Consider the following 17,634-nt stretch of genomic DNA (forward strand, 5'->3'; position numbering starts at 1 on the left):
GAGTCAGATGCCCGAATACTTCGGGCGATTGCTGTCGGCCCATTCCTTGAGCAACGCGTTGACCTGCCGAGTGAACGTATCGGTCACCGCTGCTTTTGGCGTATTGAACGCCAGCGGGAGGAACCAGATACCCATCCAGGTGCCGACCGCATCATGGTTGCTGGCGGTGGACAACGGCTGGCCTTGCTGGTCGAGGGTTTCCAGGCTCATGGTGTACTGGTCGGTGGCGTAGGCCGGGATGATCGTCATGCTCAGACCGCTGATGAACGCCAGCACCAGTTGACCGCCATTCGGTGGATGGTTGTACATTTTCAGGCGCAGGCTGTAGTCACCTGGCTGCTTCTCGAACTGGTCGAAGGTCACACGACCAAACAAACCGGAATCCTTCAGGACAGTTTGCAATTGCGGTTTGAGCATGTCCCGAGCTTGTGGCATTTCCACGGCGGAAGCGCTTTTCGGCTCGCCCTGATAAAAGTCGAAATCCACATAGACGTTTGGTTTGTTGGCATAGCTGGCCATCGATGGCAGCGTGACCGGGGCCACTTCGTCTTTGGTGAAGCTGGCACAGCCGCCCAGCGTGAGCACCAGACCCAGCGCCAGGATTTTCCCGAATTGCATGACGTCTTCCCTAAAAGTGATATCAAAGAGCCTCCATTGCGGAGCGCCGGGGCGGATTCTAGTGATCGTCTACGTTCGGGAAAAGACCTGATTCGGGAAAACCGTGAAAAAGTTCGCGCCGATTCAGCTTTGGCGCAAATCGAGGGTATACGTGTAATAGCCCGTATCGCGCACCCAGCCGAGTGATTCGTACAAACCCTGGGCGGTGACATTGTCGGTGGCGGTTTCCAGCACCAGTCCCTTGGCGCCGGTTTCGACGGTGTAGTCGCGGGCGGTATTCATCAGCAATCGTGCGACTCCACGACCACGGGCGGCCGGCGTGGTGAACAGATCGCTGAGCAACCACGTGCGATGGGCATCAATCGAGGAAAACGTCGGATACAGCTGGACGAATCCGAGCGCCTCACCGCTTTCATCCTCAACCAGAAAAATTGCCGATTCATTGCCGGCCATGCGCTCGGCAATAAAGGCTCGCGATTGCTCAAGGTTCGACGGCTGGCCATAAAAGCCGCGATAGGCGTCGAACAGCTTCGCCACCGCGTCGAGGTGAATCGTCGTGGCGCGCAGGGCCCGGAGAGTCATTGGCCTTTTCCTGACGTTATTGAAATTGAAACCAGCATAGCGCTGACAAACGAGTTTGCTGGCCCACTCGCTATATAGTTTTGTATATTGCGAACCCGAAATGGCCAGACCCTCAATGCCGTCCATGAGCAGCATCCGCGAACGCAACCAGCAACTGATCCTGACCGCCGCCAGTGAAGAATTCGCCGCCAAAGGTTTCGACGCAACCCAGACGCGCGACATCGCCGCCCGCGCCGGTGTGCCCAAGGCCAACCTGTATTACTACTTCCAGAGCAAGGAAAACCTCTACGGCAAAGTGCTGCTCGGCTTCGTCGAACCGTTGCTGGAAGCTTCGGCGGTGCTGCGCGAAAGTGATGACCCGTTGATCGGCCTGCGCGCCTACGTCGCCGCCCGCATCCGCATCGCCCGCGAGCACCCGGCGATCGCCAAAGTATTCAGCGGCGAGTTGCTGCTTGGCGGCCGACAGTTGCCCGAAGAATGCCGCGATCTGCTGTATGGCGAAGCCCGGCGCAATGTCGAATGCCTGCGCAGCTGGATCGACCGGGGGCTGCTGGCGCCGGTCGACCCAGAGCATTTGATGCTGTTTATCTGGTCGGCGACGCGCACCTACACCAACATCGGCTGGCAGATGGGGCGCATCACCGGGCGGGAGGTGCCGCAGGATGAGGATTATGCGGTGGCGGCGCAGACGATTACACGGCTGGTGCTGGAGGGGGTCGTGGCTCCACGGAAGGGGGAAATCCGTGACGTGCTGTTTGCGACCTGAAGCGTCAGTGCATGAAATCCAGCGGAAGCGTGCGGTCGCCTTCCATCCGCTCGTACCATGCCTGGAACTGAGCAGGCAGGCGCTTTTTCCATTCCGGTACATTGGTGTAGTAACGGGCTCGCGCATGGCCCTCTTTTTCAGGCACCAACATCAGCACCCAGAAACGGTTACTGGCCGCACGCATCAGAATGGCCGCGTTCATATTGCCCAGCCCACGTACCCACATCTCGATGACCTCTGCATCAGGCACATCAACCGCCGGGTCGCCGACGGTCATCGTACTCGTACGGTCCACCAGTTTCTGATAATCACCCTTGAGCAGTTTATGCATCGCCTGATCCTCTTGCTGCGTACGAGCAAGTCCAAGGCTCAACAGGTTGTAATTCATCGATAGTGGTTTTTCAGACGCCACATAACGACCTGAATAAAAGACCCCCATACCGGCACCGCAATCAACGTCATCGCCATTCTGCGTGACGTCCAGTACACCATTGATCGCTCGAAAAACAAGCGTGCAACTACCCTCTTCGAAACGGGCTTCACCACCGTTCAACACAGCAATACCTTCCAATTCACCAGAGTTGGCGCCCTCCTGTGCTGAAATCCCAAAGCGGATGTGTGTGGCGTCTTGACGCTTGATGATCACTTCGGATGCCGAGTTCACCCCGTGAGGAATCAACTGCCATGTGGCATCCCATGAAAACGTTCTGGTCGCATATTTCAGCTCAGTCAGGCGCATCAGATATTCACGATGCAAGCACGCCGGTTCAGCGCCACAAAGGCTGCGGTTCTTCAACCATGCTCTTTGATCAGCCTTGAGCGCTTGCGGGTCAGCCACCTGCACCAACGTTGTCCGCCAAAGCACCCCAAGCTTCTCATCAAGACTTGAGATATTCGGATCCGCGCAAACGGCTTTTTCAACCGGGCTGGAAGCCCCAGCACAGTCGAAACTGGCAGCGTGGGAGGCAGTAGCAAATACGAGCGACGTCAGCAGCAAGGCGTGACGGAAATTGAAAGCGAGCATCGACAGATTCCATTCCTGAGGCGGCGGCAGTATGCCGGGCCCGGGCTATCGATGCTCTGATTTTTCACCGGTTGCTGGCGGACAACCGGGCGCTTGTGCGAGAACGACTCAGAATCTGATTTCAGCCGCCGGCTTCACATCGATCCGCGCCACGGAACCGGTCAGGTGCGCCCAGTCCTTGTTGTGTTCGGCGATGATGTCTTCGGCGCTCATGTTGCCGTTGTCGACGGTGGTGTGGGCGTCGGCCGCCAGTTCCACGTCGTAGCCCAGTTGATGGGCCTGACGCACGGTGGCATTGACGCAGTAATCGGTTTGCATGCCGCAGATCACCAGGCGGTCGAAGTCTTCTCGGGGGATCAGTTTCTGCAGGTTGGTCTGGTAGAACGAGTCGTTGGCGGTCTTGTCGACGCGCAGATCGCCAGGTGCGGTGTTCAAGCCTTCAGCCAATTGCCAGCCTTCGGCACCATGAGCAAACGGGCTGTCCTTTTCGTTGTGCTGAATCAGCACCACTGGCACACCCGATTGACGCGCGCGGGCGCTGAGGCCGTTGATGGTGTCGATTACCCGATTGGCGTCGTGGCACTCGTATTCGCCCGCGCACAGGGCGTGCTGGACATCGATGATCAGCAATGCGGTGGTCATGGTAAGCCTTCCTTGATCGGTCCTTGAGACAGGGGCGGACCTGTGCCCGCCCCCTTTTTACTCCGCTCAGTAACCCAATGACAACCCAGTGTTGCGCCGTGGATCGTTGGCGCCGTAGAAGCGGTTCTTGCCGACCGGTTTGCCTCCCAGCGACGGTGCACCGACCAGGATCGCGGCGATGTGGTTCGGGTCCTGCGGCCCCGCAAACTTGTGGCCCCAGCTCTCGAGAATTTTCTTCGTGTCGGGGCTGGCGGCGAAGTCTTCGAGGTTGGTTTCCTCCGGCATCCACTGCTGGTGGAAACGCGGCGCGTCGACCGCTTCCTGCAGGCCCATACCGTAGTCGATGACGTTGAGCATGGTCAGCAGGGTCGCGGTGATGATGCGACTGCCGCCCGGCGTGCCGACCACCATCACCACTTTGCCGTCCTTGGTGACAATGGTCGGGCTCATCGAGGACAGCGGCGCCTTGCCCGGAGCAATGGCGTTGGCCTCGCCCTGCACCAGGCCGTACATGTTCGGCACGCCGACCTTGGAGGTGAAGTCGTCCATTTCATCGTTGAGGATCACCCCGGTCTTGCTCGCCATCACGCCCGCGCCGAACCAGTCGTTGAGGGTGTAGGTGACCGAGACCGCGTTGCCCCATTTGTCGACGATCGAATAGTGCGTGGTGTTGCTGCCTTCATGGGGCGCGACGCCGGGTTTGAGTTCAGCCGACACACCGGCCTTCTGCGGCTGGATCGCGTCACGCAGCTTGGTCGCGTAGTTCTTGTCCAGCAGGTGTTCGATCGGGTTTTTCACGAAATCCGGGTCGCCCAGATAACTGTTGCGATCCACGTATGCGTGACGCATCGCCTCGATCTGGTAGTGCATGCCCTGGGCCGAATGGAAGCCCAGATCCTTCATCGGATAGCCTTCGAGAATGTTCATGATCTGGCAGATCACGACGCCGCCGGAGCTTGGTGGCGGTGCCGATACCACGTGATAACCGCGATAGTCGCACTCCACCGGGGCCAGCTCGCGGGTCTTGTATTTGTCGAGGTCGGCCTGGGTGATGATGCCCTTGTTGGCCTGACTGGACGTGACGATGGCGTCGGCCACCCAGCCTTTGTAGAAACCGTCGGCGCCTTTTTCGGAAATGGTGCGCAGGGTTTTGCCCAGATCCTTCTGCACCAGTTTCTGCCCGACCTGCATCGGCTCGCCGTTGCTCAAAAAGATGGCGCCGGAATCCTTGATGTCCTTCTTGAACACATCGGTGGCATATTCCAGCAATTCGACATCGCCCTGTTCCAGCGCAAAGCCTTCTTCGGCCAGCTTGATGGCCGGGGCAATCATCTCCTTGCGTGGTTTGGTGCCGTACTTGCTCAGCGCCAGCTCCATGCCGGACACTGTGCCCGGAACGCCCACCGCGAGGTGGCCACGGGTACTCAGGTCCGGAATGACGTTGCCGTCCTTGTCGAGGTACATGTTGGCCGTTGCGGCCAGCGGGGCTTTTTCGCGGAAGTCGAGGAAGGTCTTGCGTCCGTCCGCCAGTTGAATGGTCATGAAACCACCACCACCGAGGTTGCCCGCCGCCGGGTAAACCACCGCCAGTGCATAACCCACGGCGACCGCCGCATCCACCGCGTTGCCACCACTTTTCAATACGTCGACGCCCACGTGAGTGGCCAGGTGCTGGGCGGTGACCACCATGCCGTTTTCGGCGGCGACCGGAGCAACCGAGGCGGCGTGCGCCATCAGGCAACTGAGCGCCAATGAGGTCGCCATCAGCGATTTGGCAAAAGGTTCGTACTTCATGAGTCGGTCTCTTCTTTTTATAAGGTAGGAAAGCGCTTCAAGAGCATCAGCCAGTATGGTCGTGATTGCGGTTTGCGCCTCCCCGATCCGGCAGTATGCTGGGCGCAGTTTTCACCCCCGCCCCGGAGTTCTGCCCATGACCTACACGTTCATCACCCTGCCCTCGCCCGTCGGCGAGTTGAAGCTGGTCGCGAACGGCTCCCGTCTGGCCGCCATCCTCTGGGAAAACGACAAACCGAACCGAGTACGCCTCGGGCCAATGAGCGAGGCACCGGACCACCCGGTATTGATGAAAACCGCGCGACAGCTGGAAGAATATTTTGCAGGAACGCGAAACGCGTTCGACCTGGAGCTGGACTTTGCCGGCACCGAGTTCCAGAAAAAAGTCTGGGCCGCGCTACTGACCATTCCGTTTGGCGAAACCCGGACCTACAGCCAGATCGCCGAACAGATCGGCCACCCGAGCGCGGTGCGTGCCGTTGGCGCGGCGAACGGGCGCAATCCGATTTCGATCATCGCGCCGTGCCATCGAGTCATCGGCGCCTCAGGAAAACTGACCGGGTTTGCCGGAGGCCTGGAAGCCAAGGAGCGCTTGCTGACTCTGGAGGGTGGCCAGTGGTCGGACATCGGTAAAACCGGCGATCTGTTTTAACCGCCAAACAGGTTATTCATCGCCGCATACTGCAGCAGCATGATGGTCTTGGCATCGCAGATTTCACCCCGCTGGAACGCCGCCAGCGCGTCGTCGAAACGCCACTCCAGCACTTCAAGTTCTTCTGTTTCCTCTTCCAGACCGCCCCCTTCACTGACCTTTGACGAAGCATCGTACTCGGCAATGAAAAAGTGCAACTTCTCGGTCACCGAGCCCGGACTCATGTAAGCCTCGAACACCTTCTTCACGTCATGCACGCGATAACCGGTTTCCTCCTCGGCCTCGTCGCGGATGCGCTGCTCCGGCGCCGCGCCTTCGAGCAGTCCGGCCGCCACTTCAATCAGCAAACCGTCGTGACCGTTGACGAATACCGGCAGGCGGAACTGCCGGGTCAGCACCACGGTGCGTTGCTCGCGGTTGAACAGCAGAATTGCCGCGCCATTGCCACGGTCGTAGACCTCGCGGGTCTGGCGCTGCCAGTCACCGTTGTTACGGCGATAGTCGAAGGTGATTTTTTTCAGCAGATACCAGTCGTGGGACAACACCTGGGTATCGACGATGTTGACCCGCTCGGCTGTGTTGGACATGACGCCTGATCCTTTTTTGTCATCGGAAGAAGGCCATGGTAGGTGAAATGCTGCGAACCGCCGACGAAAAAAAACCCGGCAGCGCTACCGGGCTTTTCCTTCGTTGACTACTGATGAGCCACGTTCACCGTCGCAGCATCAGCACCCTGCACCGCTGCAGGCACCCCGTGAATCAGTGGTCCATAACGCCGACTGAACTCCCAGTTGTACGGCACGCGGTCCTTGCTGGTGCCGTTGTCCCAATTCACCGACCACGTCATCAGGCCCTTGATCGGATGCCCTTTGATGGCCAGGCGTTTCATCGCGTTGCCGACCACGCTCTTGTCGATCACGTAACCGGTGGCGGCGGCATCGACGTTGGATGGCAGGCCGATGACGAATTTGTCCGCCGGGATCTTCGTAAAACCGCGAGTGCCGGTGACCAGGCTCTCGGTCAGGTAATAGAGGAAGTCTTCTTTCATCGCGTCGTTGTTCTGGGCGATCCACGCCCCGTTGCCGTTGTTGGCCTCCGGCACCCAGACCCCGTCGCCACCCTGGTTGTAGAACTGCGGCGCGATGAAGTCGTAATAGCCTTCCAGCGCCTGCAGATAACCGATGTATTTGCCGGAGGTGGTCAGGTACGGGAATTCCGGTGCCATGCTGATGATGAAATGCTTGCCCTGGCCGGCGTAGTGATCCTTGACCAGTTTCAGCGCAGCGGGCAGGACGGTCTTGTTGGCGGCGAAATCAATCGCACTCTGTTCAAGATCGATGTCCAGGCCATCGAAGCCGTAGGTTTCCACCAGACGGATGATTTCGTTGGCCAGCGGTTGCTCCTGACCGGCGCGCAATTCGATGTGCGCATCGGCACCGCCCAGTGAGATCAGCACGGCCCGTCCCTGACTGTTGAGCACGCCAACCTGACGGCGGAACTCGGCATCGGAAACGTTGAACGGCTTGAAGGTCGGAATCCCGCTGCCCTTCATGAAGGCCACCGCGACCACGTTGTATTCCTTCGGCACGTTTTCCAGGGCAATGTTGGCGAACTGGCCGCGCTGGTAACCATCGCTCGGGCCGGCCGGCCAGTTGTGCCAGAAGCCCATGAGGATCTTCTTGCCGGCGATGCTCGGCATCAGCGACGCGGCGTCGCTCGCCTGGCTTTTCAATAGGGTAAAGTCGATGTTTGACATGTTCTAATCCTTCAGAACGTGTGAGTTTGACGTTGCGGGCTTATTTGAAGTCCACATCGAAGGCCTGATAGAAGGCGTTGCCGGTGTTGGCGACGATCCACATCAGGACGATGACGTGATGCCCTTGCTTGTTGTCCGGCAGTTTCACCGCGTGATTGACCTTGGCTTTCAATTCCGCCGCATGACTGTAGTACGGCACTTGCGGATAGAAATCCTCGGCGAACGGTTGCGCCTCCAGTTGCGCTCGGGTGATGCGTTGCTTCGGGTCCCAGCCATCCTTGGTGATCAGCCAGCGGTAACCGCGGGTGGTGTGCGGGGCGGTGTACTCCCACTTGACCTCAAGGGTCTGGCCGGGAGTGACATTGAGCAGCGGCCAGGAGAACGGACGCCCGAGTTTCTTGCTCATTTCTTCTGCAGTGAAGTTCACGCAGTCACGTGCATCGTTCTTGCCGCCACTGAGAATATAGCCGTCAGCCGGCGGTACGACGCTCGGATTGTCGCTTTCGAACGGCGCGGGGAACGGGCCGGCTGCCAGCGCCGGAAAGTTCTTGCCACCTTCCATTTCGTTGACCTGCCAGCCACCGAGCAATCCTTGCTCGATGGCCACCGCACCGCGGCTTGCAGGGGAGATGACGCGACCGTGTCGCAGTTGGGTTTGAGCTTGTGGTTGGTTCATGTTTTTCACTCCGTTGATTTAAGAACTCTCCTGTCCGAGGAGAGGCCTTCAAGCTAACGGAGGGGGATTTTTTGTCCACCGGCGGTTTTGTCGCAGTCGGGCTCGGTGAAACGCCAAAAACGCCGAAAACACTGTATATAAATACAGCTCACTACGACGACGCTCACCCAACACATGGCAAAAAGACTACACCGCGTCATTACAAAAACCTGCATTTACCGGCTCAGGAAAGCTGAGCCTTGAACTCCTTTTCATACTGCCCGGCCAACTGTTCCTTTTGCTTGTCGTCGAGCAGCTTGCCGGCCATCTGGAAGAACTTTTGCTCTTCTTCCTGCAAATGATGATGGACTTTCTCCGAGAGCCTTTTCGCCGTGGCCAGCCAGGCCGGACTGGACATCTCGGTTTCGTCGAGCTCTTCCATCATTTCGTCCATTTCATGGTGTTCTGCGATGGCATGGCGGCTGAGGTCGATACCGTTGTCGTACTCCATCAGCGGAATATAGAAATGGCGCTCTTCAGCCGTTTCATGGGCTTGCAGCTCAGCCTTCAACTGCTTGTAGGCCTCGACCCTTTCCGGGGTATCGCCACTGGTCTTGATCAAAGATTTCGCGTAGGCGCGTTGACGGTCGTGACTTTCACGCAGGGCTTCGAAAATGTTCATGGAATCTCCCAGGCAAACGCGTTCCGGATGAACGCCCTGAAGGGCTAGACCCCGGCGCAGGAGCGACGGTTCCAAGCGATTGCTTCAATCGGCTGCGGCGCGATAGGCTGCCGATTCATTACTACAAGGAAGACAACATGACGTTGCGGATCGAGCTGTCGCAGGACCCCACCGAAGAACAGCGCGCAGCCATCCTGGCGCCCCTGCGTGCCCATAACATCGCCAAAGCCGGGCCTTCGCTGTACGAACCGGTCGCGCTGCTGGTGCGCGACGACAACGACGCAATCCTCGGTGGCCTTTATGGGCACACATTCTATCGGTGGTTGTTTATCGAGTTACTGGCGGTGCCGGAACAAGGCCGGGGACAGGGCATCGGCTCGAAGCTGATGAACATGGTCGAGGAGTTCGCCCGAGAAAAAGACTGCGTGGGGATCTGGCTCGATACCTTTGATTTTCAGGCGCCCGGGTTCTACAAAAAACTGGGGTATACCGAGTGTGGCGAGATTGTGGATTATCCGCTGGGGCACAAGCGGCATTTCTTCCAGAAGCGGCTGATTGATTGAACAGCGACCCTCGCCCGCAGGCTGGCGAGGGTCGCAAATTTCAACGCATTAGCCGCCCGTTATAGACAGGTCGCCAGCGCTGCCAAGCGGCGCTTGGCCACAAAATCATCCTTCTGCGCGTAGTAATTCAGCACGGTGCCGGACGCATCCGTGCTCAAGTCGACAAACGACTCCGCCGAGCGCGTATAGACCGTCGAACCGCCCTTCTTGCCCGGTTGCAGATACGCCGCCGCGTCCACACCGAACACCGCTTCGTCCTGCCAGGCGAACTGAACGCATCGGGCCACGTCTTTTTCGGGCTTCTCCGAGCTCAGGATCTTGTAAGGGGTTTGCGTGCGGGCGTCTTCCATCGCCGAACCCGCGCAACCGGCCAGCAGGGTTGCCGCCAGTGCCACCATCAGCATTCGCATTGCATTCGCTCATTCGGAAAAAAGCGGACTGTATCATCGCAGGCGGAAAAATCGTTCTGCTTTACTGCATTTAAAACGCGACACATGCCGGTCGCTGCGGCACATTAGCGGTCATCAGCCTTACAAGGAAAGCCCATGGCGCCTACTGACCAGCGACACGAACAGGCCTTGAAACTGTTTCTCGATGCACGCCCCGAACTGCGCGAAGCCCTCGATCACCTCAACCCGCTCTTGGCCCAGGCCAAGGGTGAAACCCCGGCGCAGTACCGCGAAGAACGCCTGCACGAAGCCTTCGAGGCGGAGGCTGAAAGCCAGGGGTTGTTTGCCTGGGAGCTGACGCTGCAACTGACTGCCGCGACGCCCGAGGAGTATCAGGCGCAACGCCTGGATGTGCATCGCGAAGTCGCGGAAATGGCCGGCATGGATTGGCTGGAATACTGCGATCTGTATGGCATAGAACCGTAACCCCTGCTCAAGGACGCTTTATCGATGCTGCCTTCGACCTCGACCCACCGCGCCAGCCCCGGACATCTTCACATACAGAAATGGCGCGGCCGTGTGGGCCTGGCGCTGGTTGCCAGCCTGTCGGTACTGGCCGGCATGACCGACGCCATCGGCTTCATGGCCAGCGGCGATTTCGTTTCCTTCATGAGCGGCAACACCACGCGGCTGGCCGTGGCGATCAGCGATGGCGACAACGGACTGACAATAAGGCTGATCCTGCTCGTCGCGACGTTCATTGTCGGTAATGCCCTCGGGGTTGTAGTCAGCCGACTGGGTGGACGGCGGGCGCTGCCCCTGTTGTTGTCCATCGCCGCTCTGCTCTGTTTGGCAGCCTGGCCCTTTGACACTCAACTGCCGGCCCTGTTGGCGGCGATCATTGCGATGGGCATGCTCAACGCGGCGGTGGAAGAAGTAAACGGTCTGCCGGTCGGGCTGACGTATGTCACCGGCGCCTTGTCCCGATTCGGTCGTGGATTGGGCCGCTGGGTGCTCGGCGAACGGCGAAGTGGTTGGCGGGTGCAACTGGTGCCGTGGAGCGGGATGTTGATCGGGGCCATTCTGGGTGCGGTGCTGGAGCATCATATGGGATTACGGGCGATGCTGGTCAGCGGTCTGTTCGCTGGCGTTCTGGGGCTGCTGACCCTGAAAATTCCGCGGCGCTGGCAGTTGGGCTACATGCCGCGCTGACAGACACCTGATCGCATCAGGACGGACACGGGAAACATCGACTTCGCCGCCCCGCCGAGAAAGCTTTATCATGGCCGCAGTTTTGCTGATCGAGTCCGTCATGAAGTTCGCCATTGCGCTGTTTTCCGCCGCCCATGCGCCCTCCTCGCGCCGCGCCCTGCTGTTCGCCCAAGCCGCACTGGCCGGCGGACATGAGATTGTCCGGCTGTTTTTCTATCAGGACGGCGTCCACAACGCGTCCGACGCGGTGGTCACGCCGCAGGACGAACTGGACCTGCCCAAGCAGTGGCGAACCTTCATCACCGAGCAAAACCTCGACGGCGTGGTGTGCATCGCCGCCGCTCTGCGCCGCGGCGTGTTGAATACTGAGGAAGCCGAGCGTTATCAACGTGATGCCGTGGCCGTCAGTGCGCCGTGGGAATTGTCCGGCCTCGGCCAGTTGCACGACGCGGTGCAGGATGCCGACCGCCTGATCTGTTTCGGAGGCGCGTGACATGGCCAAATCCCTTTTGATCATCAGCCGCCAATCGCCGTGGTCAGGCCCCGGCGCCCGCGAGGCGCTGGACATCGTGCTCGCCGGCGGCGCCTTCGATCTGCCGATCGGCTTGCTGTTTCTCGACGACGGTGTGTTGCAACTGGCGGCCGGGCAAAACGCCAAGGCACTGCAGCAGAAAGACCTGAGCGCCAACCTGCAAGCGTTGCCGATGTTCGGCGTCGAAGAGCTGTTCTACTGCACCGCCAGCGCCAGTGCGCGCGGCCTCGGCGATCGCTCACTGGACGAGGCGCTGCCTTTGGCCGCCGAGCAAATCACCGCCCTCATTGACCGTTACGACCAGGTGATCACCCTCTGATGTCGACTTTGCATGTGTTGTCCCACTCCCCGTTCGGTGACGAACGCCTGACCAGTTGCCTGCGCCTGTTGGGTGCCAGCGATGCGCTGTTGCTGTCTGGCGATGCCGCTTATGCGTTGCAACCCGGCACTGCGCCGTTCAGTGCGCTGGAATCCCGCCAGGTGAAATTGTTCGTGCTGACCGAAGACGCGCAAGCCCGTGGCGTGAAGATTCCGGACTGGGCCGAAGCCATCGATTACCCGGCCTTCGTCGAGCTGTCGATCCACCACGACAAGGTCAACACCTGGCTATGAATGCGCTGACCGTCGGCGCCCGCGCCATCGAACTGGACAAGGACGGCTTCCTGGTCGACCTCAACGACTGGTCGGCAGAAGTCGCCAGCGCCCTCGCCGCCGCCGAAGACATCGAGCTGAGCGCCGAACACTGGGAAGTCCTCGAATTGCTGCGCAGCTTCTACGCCGAATTCCAGCTGTCCCCGGCCACCCGACCACTGATCAAGTACACCGCGCTCAAGCTCGGCGCGGAGAAAGGCAACAGCCTGCACCTGAACCGACTGTTCAAAGGCACCCCTGCCAAACTCGCCGCGAAACTGGCGGGCCTGCCCAAACCGACGAATTGCCTATGACCGACTATCCAGCGCTGACCCTCGAAACGCCCGCCGAGCATCCGTTCGCCCAGTTCGTGCGCATCCTCGGCAAGGGCAAGCGCGGCGCCCGCGACCTGACCCGCGAGGAAGCGCGGGAAGCCATGGGCATGGTGCTCGACGAAGCGGTCGAAGAAACCCAGCTCGGCGCTTTCCTGATGCTGCTGCGGCACAAGGAAGAAAGCGCCGAGGAAATGGCCGGTTTCACCGAGGCCCTGCGCGAGCGCTTGCAGGCGCCAGCACTGAACGTCGATCTGGACTGGCCGACCTATGCCGGCAAGAAGCGTCACCTGCCTTGGTATCTGCTGGCCGCCAAGTGCCTGGCACAGAACGGCGTGCGTATCTTCATGCACGGCGGCGGCGCCCACACCGCCGGGCGCTTGTACTCCGAACAATTGCTCGGGGAGCTGAACATTCCGCTGTGCCGCAACTGGCAGCAGGTCGGCGTAGCGCTGGATGACGGTGGCCTGGCGTTCATGCCGCTGGTGGACTGGGCGCCGCAGCTGCAACGGATGATCGACCTGCGCAACACCCTCGGCCTGCGCTCGCCGATTCATTCGCTGGCGCGGATTCTCAATCCGCTGGGCGCACGTTGCGGCCTGCAGAGTATTTTCCACCCCGGCTATCAAGCGGTGCACCGCGATGCCAGCGGCCTGCTTGGCGACACGGCGATCGTGATCAAGGGCGACGGCGGCGAAATCGAGATCAACCCGGATGCCGACAGTCACCTTTACGGCACCACTGGCGGCGAGAGCTGGGACGAGGAATGGCCCCAGTTGTCGGCACAGCGTCACGTCAAACCGGCGTCGCTGGATGTCGAGCACCTGAAGGCCGTGTGGCGCGGCGACGTGGTCGACAGCTATCCGCAAATGGCCCTGATTTCGACTATGGCTCTGGCCCTGCGAGGGCTTGGCCAAAGCCGCGAACAAGCCTTCGAAACTGCCGAGCAATACTGGGCTGCGCGGAACAAATCGATTTAACCGATCATTCACGCCCGATCTTTGCGCTTTTTGTTCGAACTCATCGGAATAGACTCCACTCCAACGAATTATTGGTTTCTGGAGTCTTGATAATGGGTTTACTCGTCGACGGCCGCTGGCAGGACAAGTGGTACGAAAGCAGCAAGGACGGCGCGTTCCAGCGCGAACAGGCGCAGCGTCGCAATTGGGTCACTCGCAACGGCGAGCCGGGCCCGAGCGGTGAAGGCGGTTTCGCCGCCGAGGCCGGGCGTTATCACCTTTACGTCTCCCTGGCGTGCCCGTGGGCTCATCGCACGCTGATCCTGCGCAAGCTCAAAGGCCTGGAAAACCTGATCGACGTTTCCGTCGTCAGCTGGCTGATGCTCGAAAACGGCTGGACCTTCGACCAGAACCTCGGTTCGACCGGCGACAAACTCGACCACTTCGACTACATGCATCAGCGCTACACCGCTGACACCGCCGACTACACCGGCCGCGTCACCGTGCCCGTGCTGTGGGACAAGAAGCTCAAACGCATCGTCAGCAACGAATCGGCGGAGATCATCCGCATGTTCAACAGCGCCTTCGATGACTTGACCGGTAACGATCTGGACTTCTATCCGGCACCATTACGCGGCGAAATCGATGCGCTGAACGAGCGGATCTACCCTGCCGTGAACAACGGCGTGTACCGCGCAGGGTTTGCCACCTCGCAGAACGCCTATGAAGAAGCATTCGATGACGTATTTGCCGAACTGGATCATCTGGAGCAGGTGCTGGGCGCCAACCGGTATCTGACGGGCGAATACCTCACCGAGGCGGACGTGCGTCTGTTCACCACGCTGATTCGTTTCGACGCGGTGTACCACGGGCACTTCAAATGCAATCTGCGGCGGATCAGCGATTATCCGAACCTGTCGAACTGGCTGCGTGAGATGTACCAATGGCCGGGCGTTGCCGAGACCGTGGATTTCCAGCACATCAAGCATCACTACTACGGCAGCCACAAGACCATCAACCCGACCGGGGTTGTGCCGAAGGGGCCGAAGCAGGATTTCACTGTTGCCCATGACCGGAACCGGTTGGGCGGGAAAGGAGTCTGGCGCAGAGGTTGAAAGCAGGATTGTTCCCACCGCGTGGGAACAATCCCTTCAGAGTCGTCAGATTTGACCCTGAGCGCCCTCGAACCACGCCAGTTTCTCGCGCAATTGCACCACTTCGCCGACGATTACCAGCGTCGGCGCATGCACTTCATGCTCCGCCACCAGACTCGGCAGGTCAGCCAGCGTGCCGGTGAAGACCCGCTGATTGACCGTGGTGCCTTGCTGGATCAGCGCTGCCGGGGTATCGGCGGCGCGGCCATGCTTGATCAACTGCTCGCAGATGATCGGCAACCCCACCAGCCCCATGTAAAACACCAACGTTTGCGCCGGCGCGACAAGGTCGGCCCACGGCAGATCGGACGAACCGTCCTTCAAGTGCCCAGTGACGAAGCGCACCGACTGCGCGTAATCGCGATGAGTCAGCGGAATCCCGGCATACGCCGCGCAACCGCTGGCCGCCGTGATGCCCGGCACCACCTGGAACGGGATGCCATGGGCCGCCAGTTCTTCGATCTCTTCGCCGCCACGGCCGAAGATGAACGGATCCCCGCCCTTCAAGCGCACTACACGCTTGCCGGCCTTGGCCAGATCCACCAGTTGCTGGTTGATCTGATCCTGCGGCACGGCGTGATCGGCGCGACGTTTGCCGACGTAGACCCGCTCGGCATCGCGACGGCACAGCTCAAGAATTGCAGGCGCCACCAAGCGGTCGTACAGCACCACATCGGCTTGCTGCATCAGGCGCAAGGCGCGGAAGGTCAGCAGATCCGGATCGCCTGGCCCTGCACCCACCAGATACACCTCACCGGTCGTGACCATGGCTTCGCCGTCAATCTTGGCTTGCAGCAAACGTTCGGCTTCGGCGCCCTGTCCTGCCAGTTGCCGATCGGCGATCGGCCCCTGGAACACGTCTTCCCAAAAACCCCGCCGCTGCTGCACATCAGGGAACAGGCCTTTGACCTGATCACGAAAACGCGCGGCCAGACCGGCCAGATGGCCGTAAGTCGAGGGAATCCAGGTTTCGATCTTGGCGCGGATCAGTCGGGCCAGCACCGGCGCATCGCCGCCACTGGAGACCGCGATGATCAGTGGTGAACGATCGACAATCGCCGGGAAGATCACGCTGCACAGCGCCGGTGCATCGACCACGTTGACCGGCACGCAGCGCCGATGGGCATCGGCGGAGACTTGCGCGTTCAACGCTTCGTCATCGGTGGCGGCAATGATCAGCCCGCAACCGTCCAGATCCGTTTCGGTGTAGCCACGCAGCAGGCATTCGCCACCGCTGGCGGCAACCAGTTCGCGCAGTTGCGCTTCGATTTCAGGTGCGACCACCCGCAGCAGCGCACCGGCATCGGCCAGCAGGCGGGACTTGCGCAAGGCAATCTCCCCCCCACCGACAACCAACACACGACTGCCGCGCAGGTTGTGAAACAGCGGCAGATATTTCATTTAACCGATGACCTCAAGGCCACCCATGTACGGCTTCAGCACGTCCGGCACACGGATCGAACCGTCGGCCTGCTGATAGTTTTCCAGCACGGCCACCAAGGTACGACCGACCGCCAGACCGGAACCGTTCAGGGTGTGCACCAGCTCAGGCTTGCCGGTTTCCGGGTTGCGGAAACGCGCCTGCATGCGGCGGGCCTGGAAGTCGCCGCAGTTGGAGCACGACGAGATTTCACGGTATTTGTCCTGGCTCGGGATCCACACTTCCAGGTCGTACGTCTTGACCGCGCTGAAGCCCATGTCGCCGGTGCACAGCGCCAGGGTGCGGTAAGGCAGACCCAGCAGTTGCAGAACTTTTTCGGCGTTGGCGGTCAGGCTTTCCAGCGCTTCCATCGACTTCGACGGCTCGACGATCTGCACCATCTCGACCTTGTCGAACTGGTGCTGACGGATCATGCCGCGAGTGTCACGACCCGACGCGCCGGCTTCACTGCGGAAGCACGGAGTGTGAGCGACGAACTTGATCGGCAGCTGTTTCGAATCGACGATTTCACCGGCCACGATGTTGGTCAGCGACACTTCGGCGGTCGGGATCAGGTACAGATCGGCTTCGCCTTCGCGAGCGATCTTGAACAGGTCTTCTTCGAACTTCGGCAATTGACCGGTGCCTTGCAGCGCCGGAGCCTGAACCAGATAAGGCGTGTAGGCCTCTTCGTAGCCGTGCTCGGTGACGTGCAGGTTGATCATGAACTGCGCCAGTGCGCGGTGCAGGCGGGCAATCGGGCCGCGCAGCAGGGCGAAACGTGCGCCGGACAGCTTGGCGGCAGTTTCGAAGTCGAGCCAGCCGAACTTCTCGCCTAGGGCCACGTGGTCCTGAACCGGGAAATCGAAAGCCGTCGGCGTGCCCCAGCGACGGACTTCGACGTTGCCATCTTCGTCTTCACCGACCGGAACCGATTCGTGCGGCAGGTTCGGGATACCCAGCAGGATCGAATCCAGTTCGGTCTGGATCGCGTCCAGCTCGACTTTACCGGCGCTCAGTTCGCCCGCCATGCGCTCGACGTCCGCCATCAGCGGCGCGATGTCTTCGCCGCGCTGCTTGGCCTGTCCGATGGATTTGGAACGCGCATTACGCTCAGCCTGCAGTGCTTCGGTGCGGGTCTGGACGGTCTTGCGCTGTTCTTCCAGCGCTTCGATGCGCGCGACATCCAGGGCAAAGCCACGGGAAGCCAGGCGGTCCGCTACGTCCTGAAGGTTGCTACGTAACAGTTTGGAATCGAGCATGTCGGTTTCT

The 17,634-nt window shown here is 60.2% G+C and carries 22 protein-coding genes and 1 pseudogene; 11 read left to right on the top strand and 12 right to left on the bottom strand.

Translation table 11 applies throughout. The features are described from left to right. Positions 1 to 3 precede the first annotated feature (3 nt). Positions 4 to 618 carry a hypothetical protein gene (locus QLG12_RS12705; protein WP_282474628.1) on the bottom strand — a complete coding sequence of 205 codons (615 nt, stop codon included), beginning with the start codon at positions 616 to 618 and terminating at the stop codon, positions 4 to 6. 123 nt (positions 619 to 741) lie between these two features. Next, positions 742 to 1,200, bottom strand: a complete 459-nt coding sequence (locus QLG12_RS12710) for a GNAT family N-acetyltransferase (protein WP_197867504.1) — start codon at positions 1,198 to 1,200, stop codon at positions 742 to 744. A 124-nt stretch (positions 1,201 to 1,324) separates the two neighbouring features. Here QLG12_RS12710 and QLG12_RS12715 point away from each other — a divergent pair, with 124 nt between their 5' ends. Beyond that, positions 1,325 to 1,966, top strand: a complete 642-nt coding sequence (locus tag QLG12_RS12715) for a TetR/AcrR family transcriptional regulator (RefSeq protein ID WP_282474683.1) — start codon at positions 1,325 to 1,327, stop codon at positions 1,964 to 1,966. Positions 1,967 to 1,970: 4 nt separating this feature from the next. On the opposite strand, the gene QLG12_RS12720 is transcribed toward QLG12_RS12715, so the two are convergent. The 3 genes from QLG12_RS12720 to ggt form a co-directional block, all read right to left on the bottom strand. After that, positions 1,971 to 2,990, bottom strand: coding sequence for a hypothetical protein (locus tag QLG12_RS12720; RefSeq protein WP_282474629.1), 1,020 nt, complete (start codon positions 2,988 to 2,990; stop codon positions 1,971 to 1,973). Positions 2,991 to 3,098: 108 nt separating this feature from the next. Beyond that, entirely contained in the window at positions 3,099 to 3,632 is a 534-nt protein-coding gene (locus QLG12_RS12725) for a cysteine hydrolase family protein (RefSeq protein ID WP_236194378.1), read from the bottom strand. Positions 3,633 to 3,698: 66 nt separating this feature from the next. Beyond that, a complete protein-coding gene (gene ggt / locus QLG12_RS12730; protein ID WP_197867497.1) occupies positions 3,699 to 5,426 on the bottom strand; it encodes a gamma-glutamyltransferase in 1,728 nt (575 codons plus the stop codon). A gap of 136 nt (positions 5,427 to 5,562) precedes the next feature. On the opposite strand from ggt, the gene QLG12_RS12735 reads away from it, so the two are divergent. Beyond that, the gene (locus QLG12_RS12735; RefSeq protein ID WP_282474630.1) at positions 5,563 to 6,078 is read left to right on the top strand and encodes a methylated-DNA--[protein]-cysteine S-methyltransferase; all 516 of its coding nucleotides are present in this window, start codon (positions 5,563 to 5,565) and stop codon (positions 6,076 to 6,078) included. Here the strand turns inward: QLG12_RS12735 and QLG12_RS12740 are convergent. From QLG12_RS12740 to QLG12_RS12755, 4 genes and pseudogenes are all read right to left on the bottom strand, one after another. Then, positions 6,075 to 6,665, bottom strand: coding sequence for an NUDIX domain-containing protein (locus QLG12_RS12740; RefSeq protein ID WP_085687408.1), 591 nt, complete (start codon positions 6,663 to 6,665; stop codon positions 6,075 to 6,077). The genes QLG12_RS12735 and QLG12_RS12740 overlap by 4 nt on opposite strands. Before the next feature lie 167 nt (positions 6,666 to 6,832). Continuing rightward, positions 6,833 to 7,834 (bottom strand): annotated as a pseudogene (locus QLG12_RS12745) (chitinase); the annotation flags it as partial. Positions 7,835 to 7,874: 40 nt separating this feature from the next. Beyond that, positions 7,875 to 8,510, bottom strand: a complete 636-nt coding sequence (locus QLG12_RS12750) for a lytic polysaccharide monooxygenase auxiliary activity family 9 protein (RefSeq protein ID WP_197867493.1) — start codon at positions 8,508 to 8,510, stop codon at positions 7,875 to 7,877. Between the two features lie 223 nt (positions 8,511 to 8,733). Further along, positions 8,734 to 9,171 (bottom strand): hemerythrin domain-containing protein, encoded by a 438-nt coding sequence (locus tag QLG12_RS12755; RefSeq protein WP_197867491.1) that lies wholly within the window; start codon positions 9,169 to 9,171, stop codon positions 8,734 to 8,736. A 137-nt stretch (positions 9,172 to 9,308) separates the two neighbouring features. On the opposite strand from QLG12_RS12755, the gene QLG12_RS12760 reads away from it, so the two are divergent. After that, positions 9,309 to 9,734, top strand: a complete 426-nt coding sequence (locus QLG12_RS12760) for a GNAT family N-acetyltransferase (RefSeq protein WP_064380658.1) — start codon at positions 9,309 to 9,311, stop codon at positions 9,732 to 9,734. Positions 9,735 to 9,793: 59 nt separating this feature from the next. Here QLG12_RS12760 and QLG12_RS12765 read toward each other — a convergent pair whose 3' ends face one another. Beyond that, the gene (locus tag QLG12_RS12765; protein ID WP_197867487.1) at positions 9,794 to 10,144 is read right to left on the bottom strand and encodes a hypothetical protein; all 351 of its coding nucleotides are present in this window, start codon (positions 10,142 to 10,144) and stop codon (positions 9,794 to 9,796) included. A 135-nt stretch (positions 10,145 to 10,279) separates the two neighbouring features. Between QLG12_RS12765 and QLG12_RS12770 the strand changes: the two genes are divergently transcribed. From QLG12_RS12770 to QLG12_RS12805, 8 genes are all read left to right on the top strand, one after another. Next, positions 10,280 to 10,609: a DUF6388 family protein gene (locus tag QLG12_RS12770; RefSeq protein WP_197867486.1), complete on the top strand. Its 330-nt coding sequence runs from the start codon at positions 10,280 to 10,282 to the stop codon at positions 10,607 to 10,609. A 24-nt stretch (positions 10,610 to 10,633) separates the two neighbouring features. Next, positions 10,634 to 11,335, top strand: a complete 702-nt coding sequence (locus tag QLG12_RS12775; RefSeq protein ID WP_282474631.1) for a YoaK family protein — start codon at positions 10,634 to 10,636, stop codon at positions 11,333 to 11,335. A gap of 100 nt (positions 11,336 to 11,435) precedes the next feature. Continuing rightward, a complete protein-coding gene (tusD, locus tag QLG12_RS12780) occupies positions 11,436 to 11,828 on the top strand; it encodes a sulfurtransferase complex subunit TusD (protein ID WP_282474632.1) in 393 nt (130 codons plus the stop codon). A 1-nt stretch (position 11,829) separates the two neighbouring features. After that, entirely contained in the window at positions 11,830 to 12,186 is a 357-nt protein-coding gene (gene tusC, locus QLG12_RS12785) for a sulfurtransferase complex subunit TusC (RefSeq protein WP_236194375.1), read from the top strand. Then, complete coding sequence (gene tusB / locus QLG12_RS12790) at positions 12,186 to 12,479, top strand: sulfurtransferase complex subunit TusB (RefSeq protein ID WP_282474633.1); 294 nt, start codon at positions 12,186 to 12,188, stop codon at positions 12,477 to 12,479. The genes tusC and tusB overlap by 1 nt, the downstream gene beginning before the upstream one ends. After that, positions 12,476 to 12,811: a TusE/DsrC/DsvC family sulfur relay protein gene (locus tag QLG12_RS12795; RefSeq protein ID WP_085732133.1), complete on the top strand. Its 336-nt coding sequence runs from the start codon at positions 12,476 to 12,478 to the stop codon at positions 12,809 to 12,811. Before tusB ends, QLG12_RS12795 begins: the two co-directional genes overlap by 4 nt. After that, complete coding sequence (locus QLG12_RS12800) at positions 12,808 to 13,809, top strand: glycosyl transferase family protein (RefSeq protein WP_236194373.1); 1,002 nt, start codon at positions 12,808 to 12,810, stop codon at positions 13,807 to 13,809. The genes QLG12_RS12795 and QLG12_RS12800 overlap by 4 nt, the downstream gene beginning before the upstream one ends. 92 nt (positions 13,810 to 13,901) lie before the next feature. Then, on the top strand, positions 13,902 to 14,903 hold the full coding sequence (locus tag QLG12_RS12805; protein WP_236194372.1) for a glutathione S-transferase family protein: 1,002 nt from the start codon (positions 13,902 to 13,904) through the stop codon (positions 14,901 to 14,903). 45 nt (positions 14,904 to 14,948) lie between these two features. Here the strand turns inward: QLG12_RS12805 and cysG are convergent, their stop codons facing one another. Together cysG and serS are read right to left on the bottom strand one after the other, a co-directional pair. Then, positions 14,949 to 16,343 (bottom strand): siroheme synthase CysG, encoded by a 1,395-nt coding sequence (gene cysG, locus QLG12_RS12810; protein ID WP_236194371.1) that lies wholly within the window; start codon positions 16,341 to 16,343, stop codon positions 14,949 to 14,951. Next, positions 16,344 to 17,624, bottom strand: coding sequence for a serine--tRNA ligase (serS, locus tag QLG12_RS12815; protein ID WP_064380676.1), 1,281 nt, complete (start codon positions 17,622 to 17,624; stop codon positions 16,344 to 16,346). Positions 17,625 to 17,634: the final 10 nt, after the last annotated feature.

It is taken from the genome of Pseudomonas sp. V88_4 (genome assembly GCF_029967985.1).
In the GTDB taxonomy this organism is placed as follows: Bacteria; Pseudomonadota; Gammaproteobacteria; order Pseudomonadales; family Pseudomonadaceae; genus Aquipseudomonas; species Aquipseudomonas glycinae.

What these genes read in the sequence shown, in the direction of transcription:
- QLG12_RS12720 (WP_282474629.1), bottom strand. Translation starts at nt 2,990, where the DNA reads ATGCTCGCTTTCAATTTCCGTCACGCCTTGCTGCTGACGTCGCTCGTA.
- QLG12_RS12705 (WP_282474628.1), bottom strand. Translation starts at nt 618, where the DNA reads ATGCAATTCGGGAAAATCCTGGCGCTGGGTCTGGTGCTCACGCTGGGC.
- serS (WP_064380676.1), bottom strand. Translation starts at nt 17,624, where the DNA reads ATGCTCGATTCCAAACTGTTACGTAGCAACCTTCAGGACGTAGCGGAC.
- QLG12_RS12770 (WP_197867486.1), top strand. Translation starts at nt 10,280, where the DNA reads ATGGCGCCTACTGACCAGCGACACGAACAGGCCTTGAAACTGTTTCTC.
- QLG12_RS12710 (WP_197867504.1), bottom strand. Translation starts at nt 1,200, where the DNA reads ATGACTCTCCGGGCCCTGCGCGCCACGACGATTCACCTCGACGCGGTG.
- QLG12_RS12750 (WP_197867493.1), bottom strand. Translation starts at nt 8,510, where the DNA reads ATGAACCAACCACAAGCTCAAACCCAACTGCGACACGGTCGCGTCATC.
- tusB (WP_282474633.1), top strand. Translation starts at nt 12,186, where the DNA reads ATGTCGACTTTGCATGTGTTGTCCCACTCCCCGTTCGGTGACGAACGC.
- QLG12_RS12765 (WP_197867487.1), bottom strand. Translation starts at nt 10,144, where the DNA reads ATGCGAATGCTGATGGTGGCACTGGCGGCAACCCTGCTGGCCGGTTGC.
- QLG12_RS12740 (WP_085687408.1), bottom strand. Translation starts at nt 6,665, where the DNA reads ATGTCCAACACAGCCGAGCGGGTCAACATCGTCGATACCCAGGTGTTG.
- QLG12_RS12800 (WP_236194373.1), top strand. Translation starts at nt 12,808, where the DNA reads ATGACCGACTATCCAGCGCTGACCCTCGAAACGCCCGCCGAGCATCCG.
- QLG12_RS12725 (WP_236194378.1), bottom strand. Translation starts at nt 3,632, where the DNA reads ATGACCACCGCATTGCTGATCATCGATGTCCAGCACGCCCTGTGCGCG.
- QLG12_RS12775 (WP_282474631.1), top strand. Translation starts at nt 10,634, where the DNA reads ATGCTGCCTTCGACCTCGACCCACCGCGCCAGCCCCGGACATCTTCAC.
- QLG12_RS12805 (WP_236194372.1), top strand. Translation starts at nt 13,902, where the DNA reads ATGGGTTTACTCGTCGACGGCCGCTGGCAGGACAAGTGGTACGAAAGC.
- tusD (WP_282474632.1), top strand. Translation starts at nt 11,436, where the DNA reads ATGAAGTTCGCCATTGCGCTGTTTTCCGCCGCCCATGCGCCCTCCTCG.
- cysG (WP_236194371.1), bottom strand. Translation starts at nt 16,343, where the DNA reads ATGAAATATCTGCCGCTGTTTCACAACCTGCGCGGCAGTCGTGTGTTG.
- QLG12_RS12735 (WP_282474630.1), top strand. Translation starts at nt 5,563, where the DNA reads ATGACCTACACGTTCATCACCCTGCCCTCGCCCGTCGGCGAGTTGAAG.
- tusC (WP_236194375.1), top strand. Translation starts at nt 11,830, where the DNA reads ATGGCCAAATCCCTTTTGATCATCAGCCGCCAATCGCCGTGGTCAGGC.
- ggt (WP_197867497.1), bottom strand. Translation starts at nt 5,426, where the DNA reads ATGAAGTACGAACCTTTTGCCAAATCGCTGATGGCGACCTCATTGGCG.
- QLG12_RS12755 (WP_197867491.1), bottom strand. Translation starts at nt 9,171, where the DNA reads ATGAACATTTTCGAAGCCCTGCGTGAAAGTCACGACCGTCAACGCGCC.
- QLG12_RS12715 (WP_282474683.1), top strand. Translation starts at nt 1,325, where the DNA reads ATGAGCAGCATCCGCGAACGCAACCAGCAACTGATCCTGACCGCCGCC.
- QLG12_RS12760 (WP_064380658.1), top strand. Translation starts at nt 9,309, where the DNA reads ATGACGTTGCGGATCGAGCTGTCGCAGGACCCCACCGAAGAACAGCGC.
- QLG12_RS12795 (WP_085732133.1), top strand. Translation starts at nt 12,476, where the DNA reads ATGAATGCGCTGACCGTCGGCGCCCGCGCCATCGAACTGGACAAGGAC.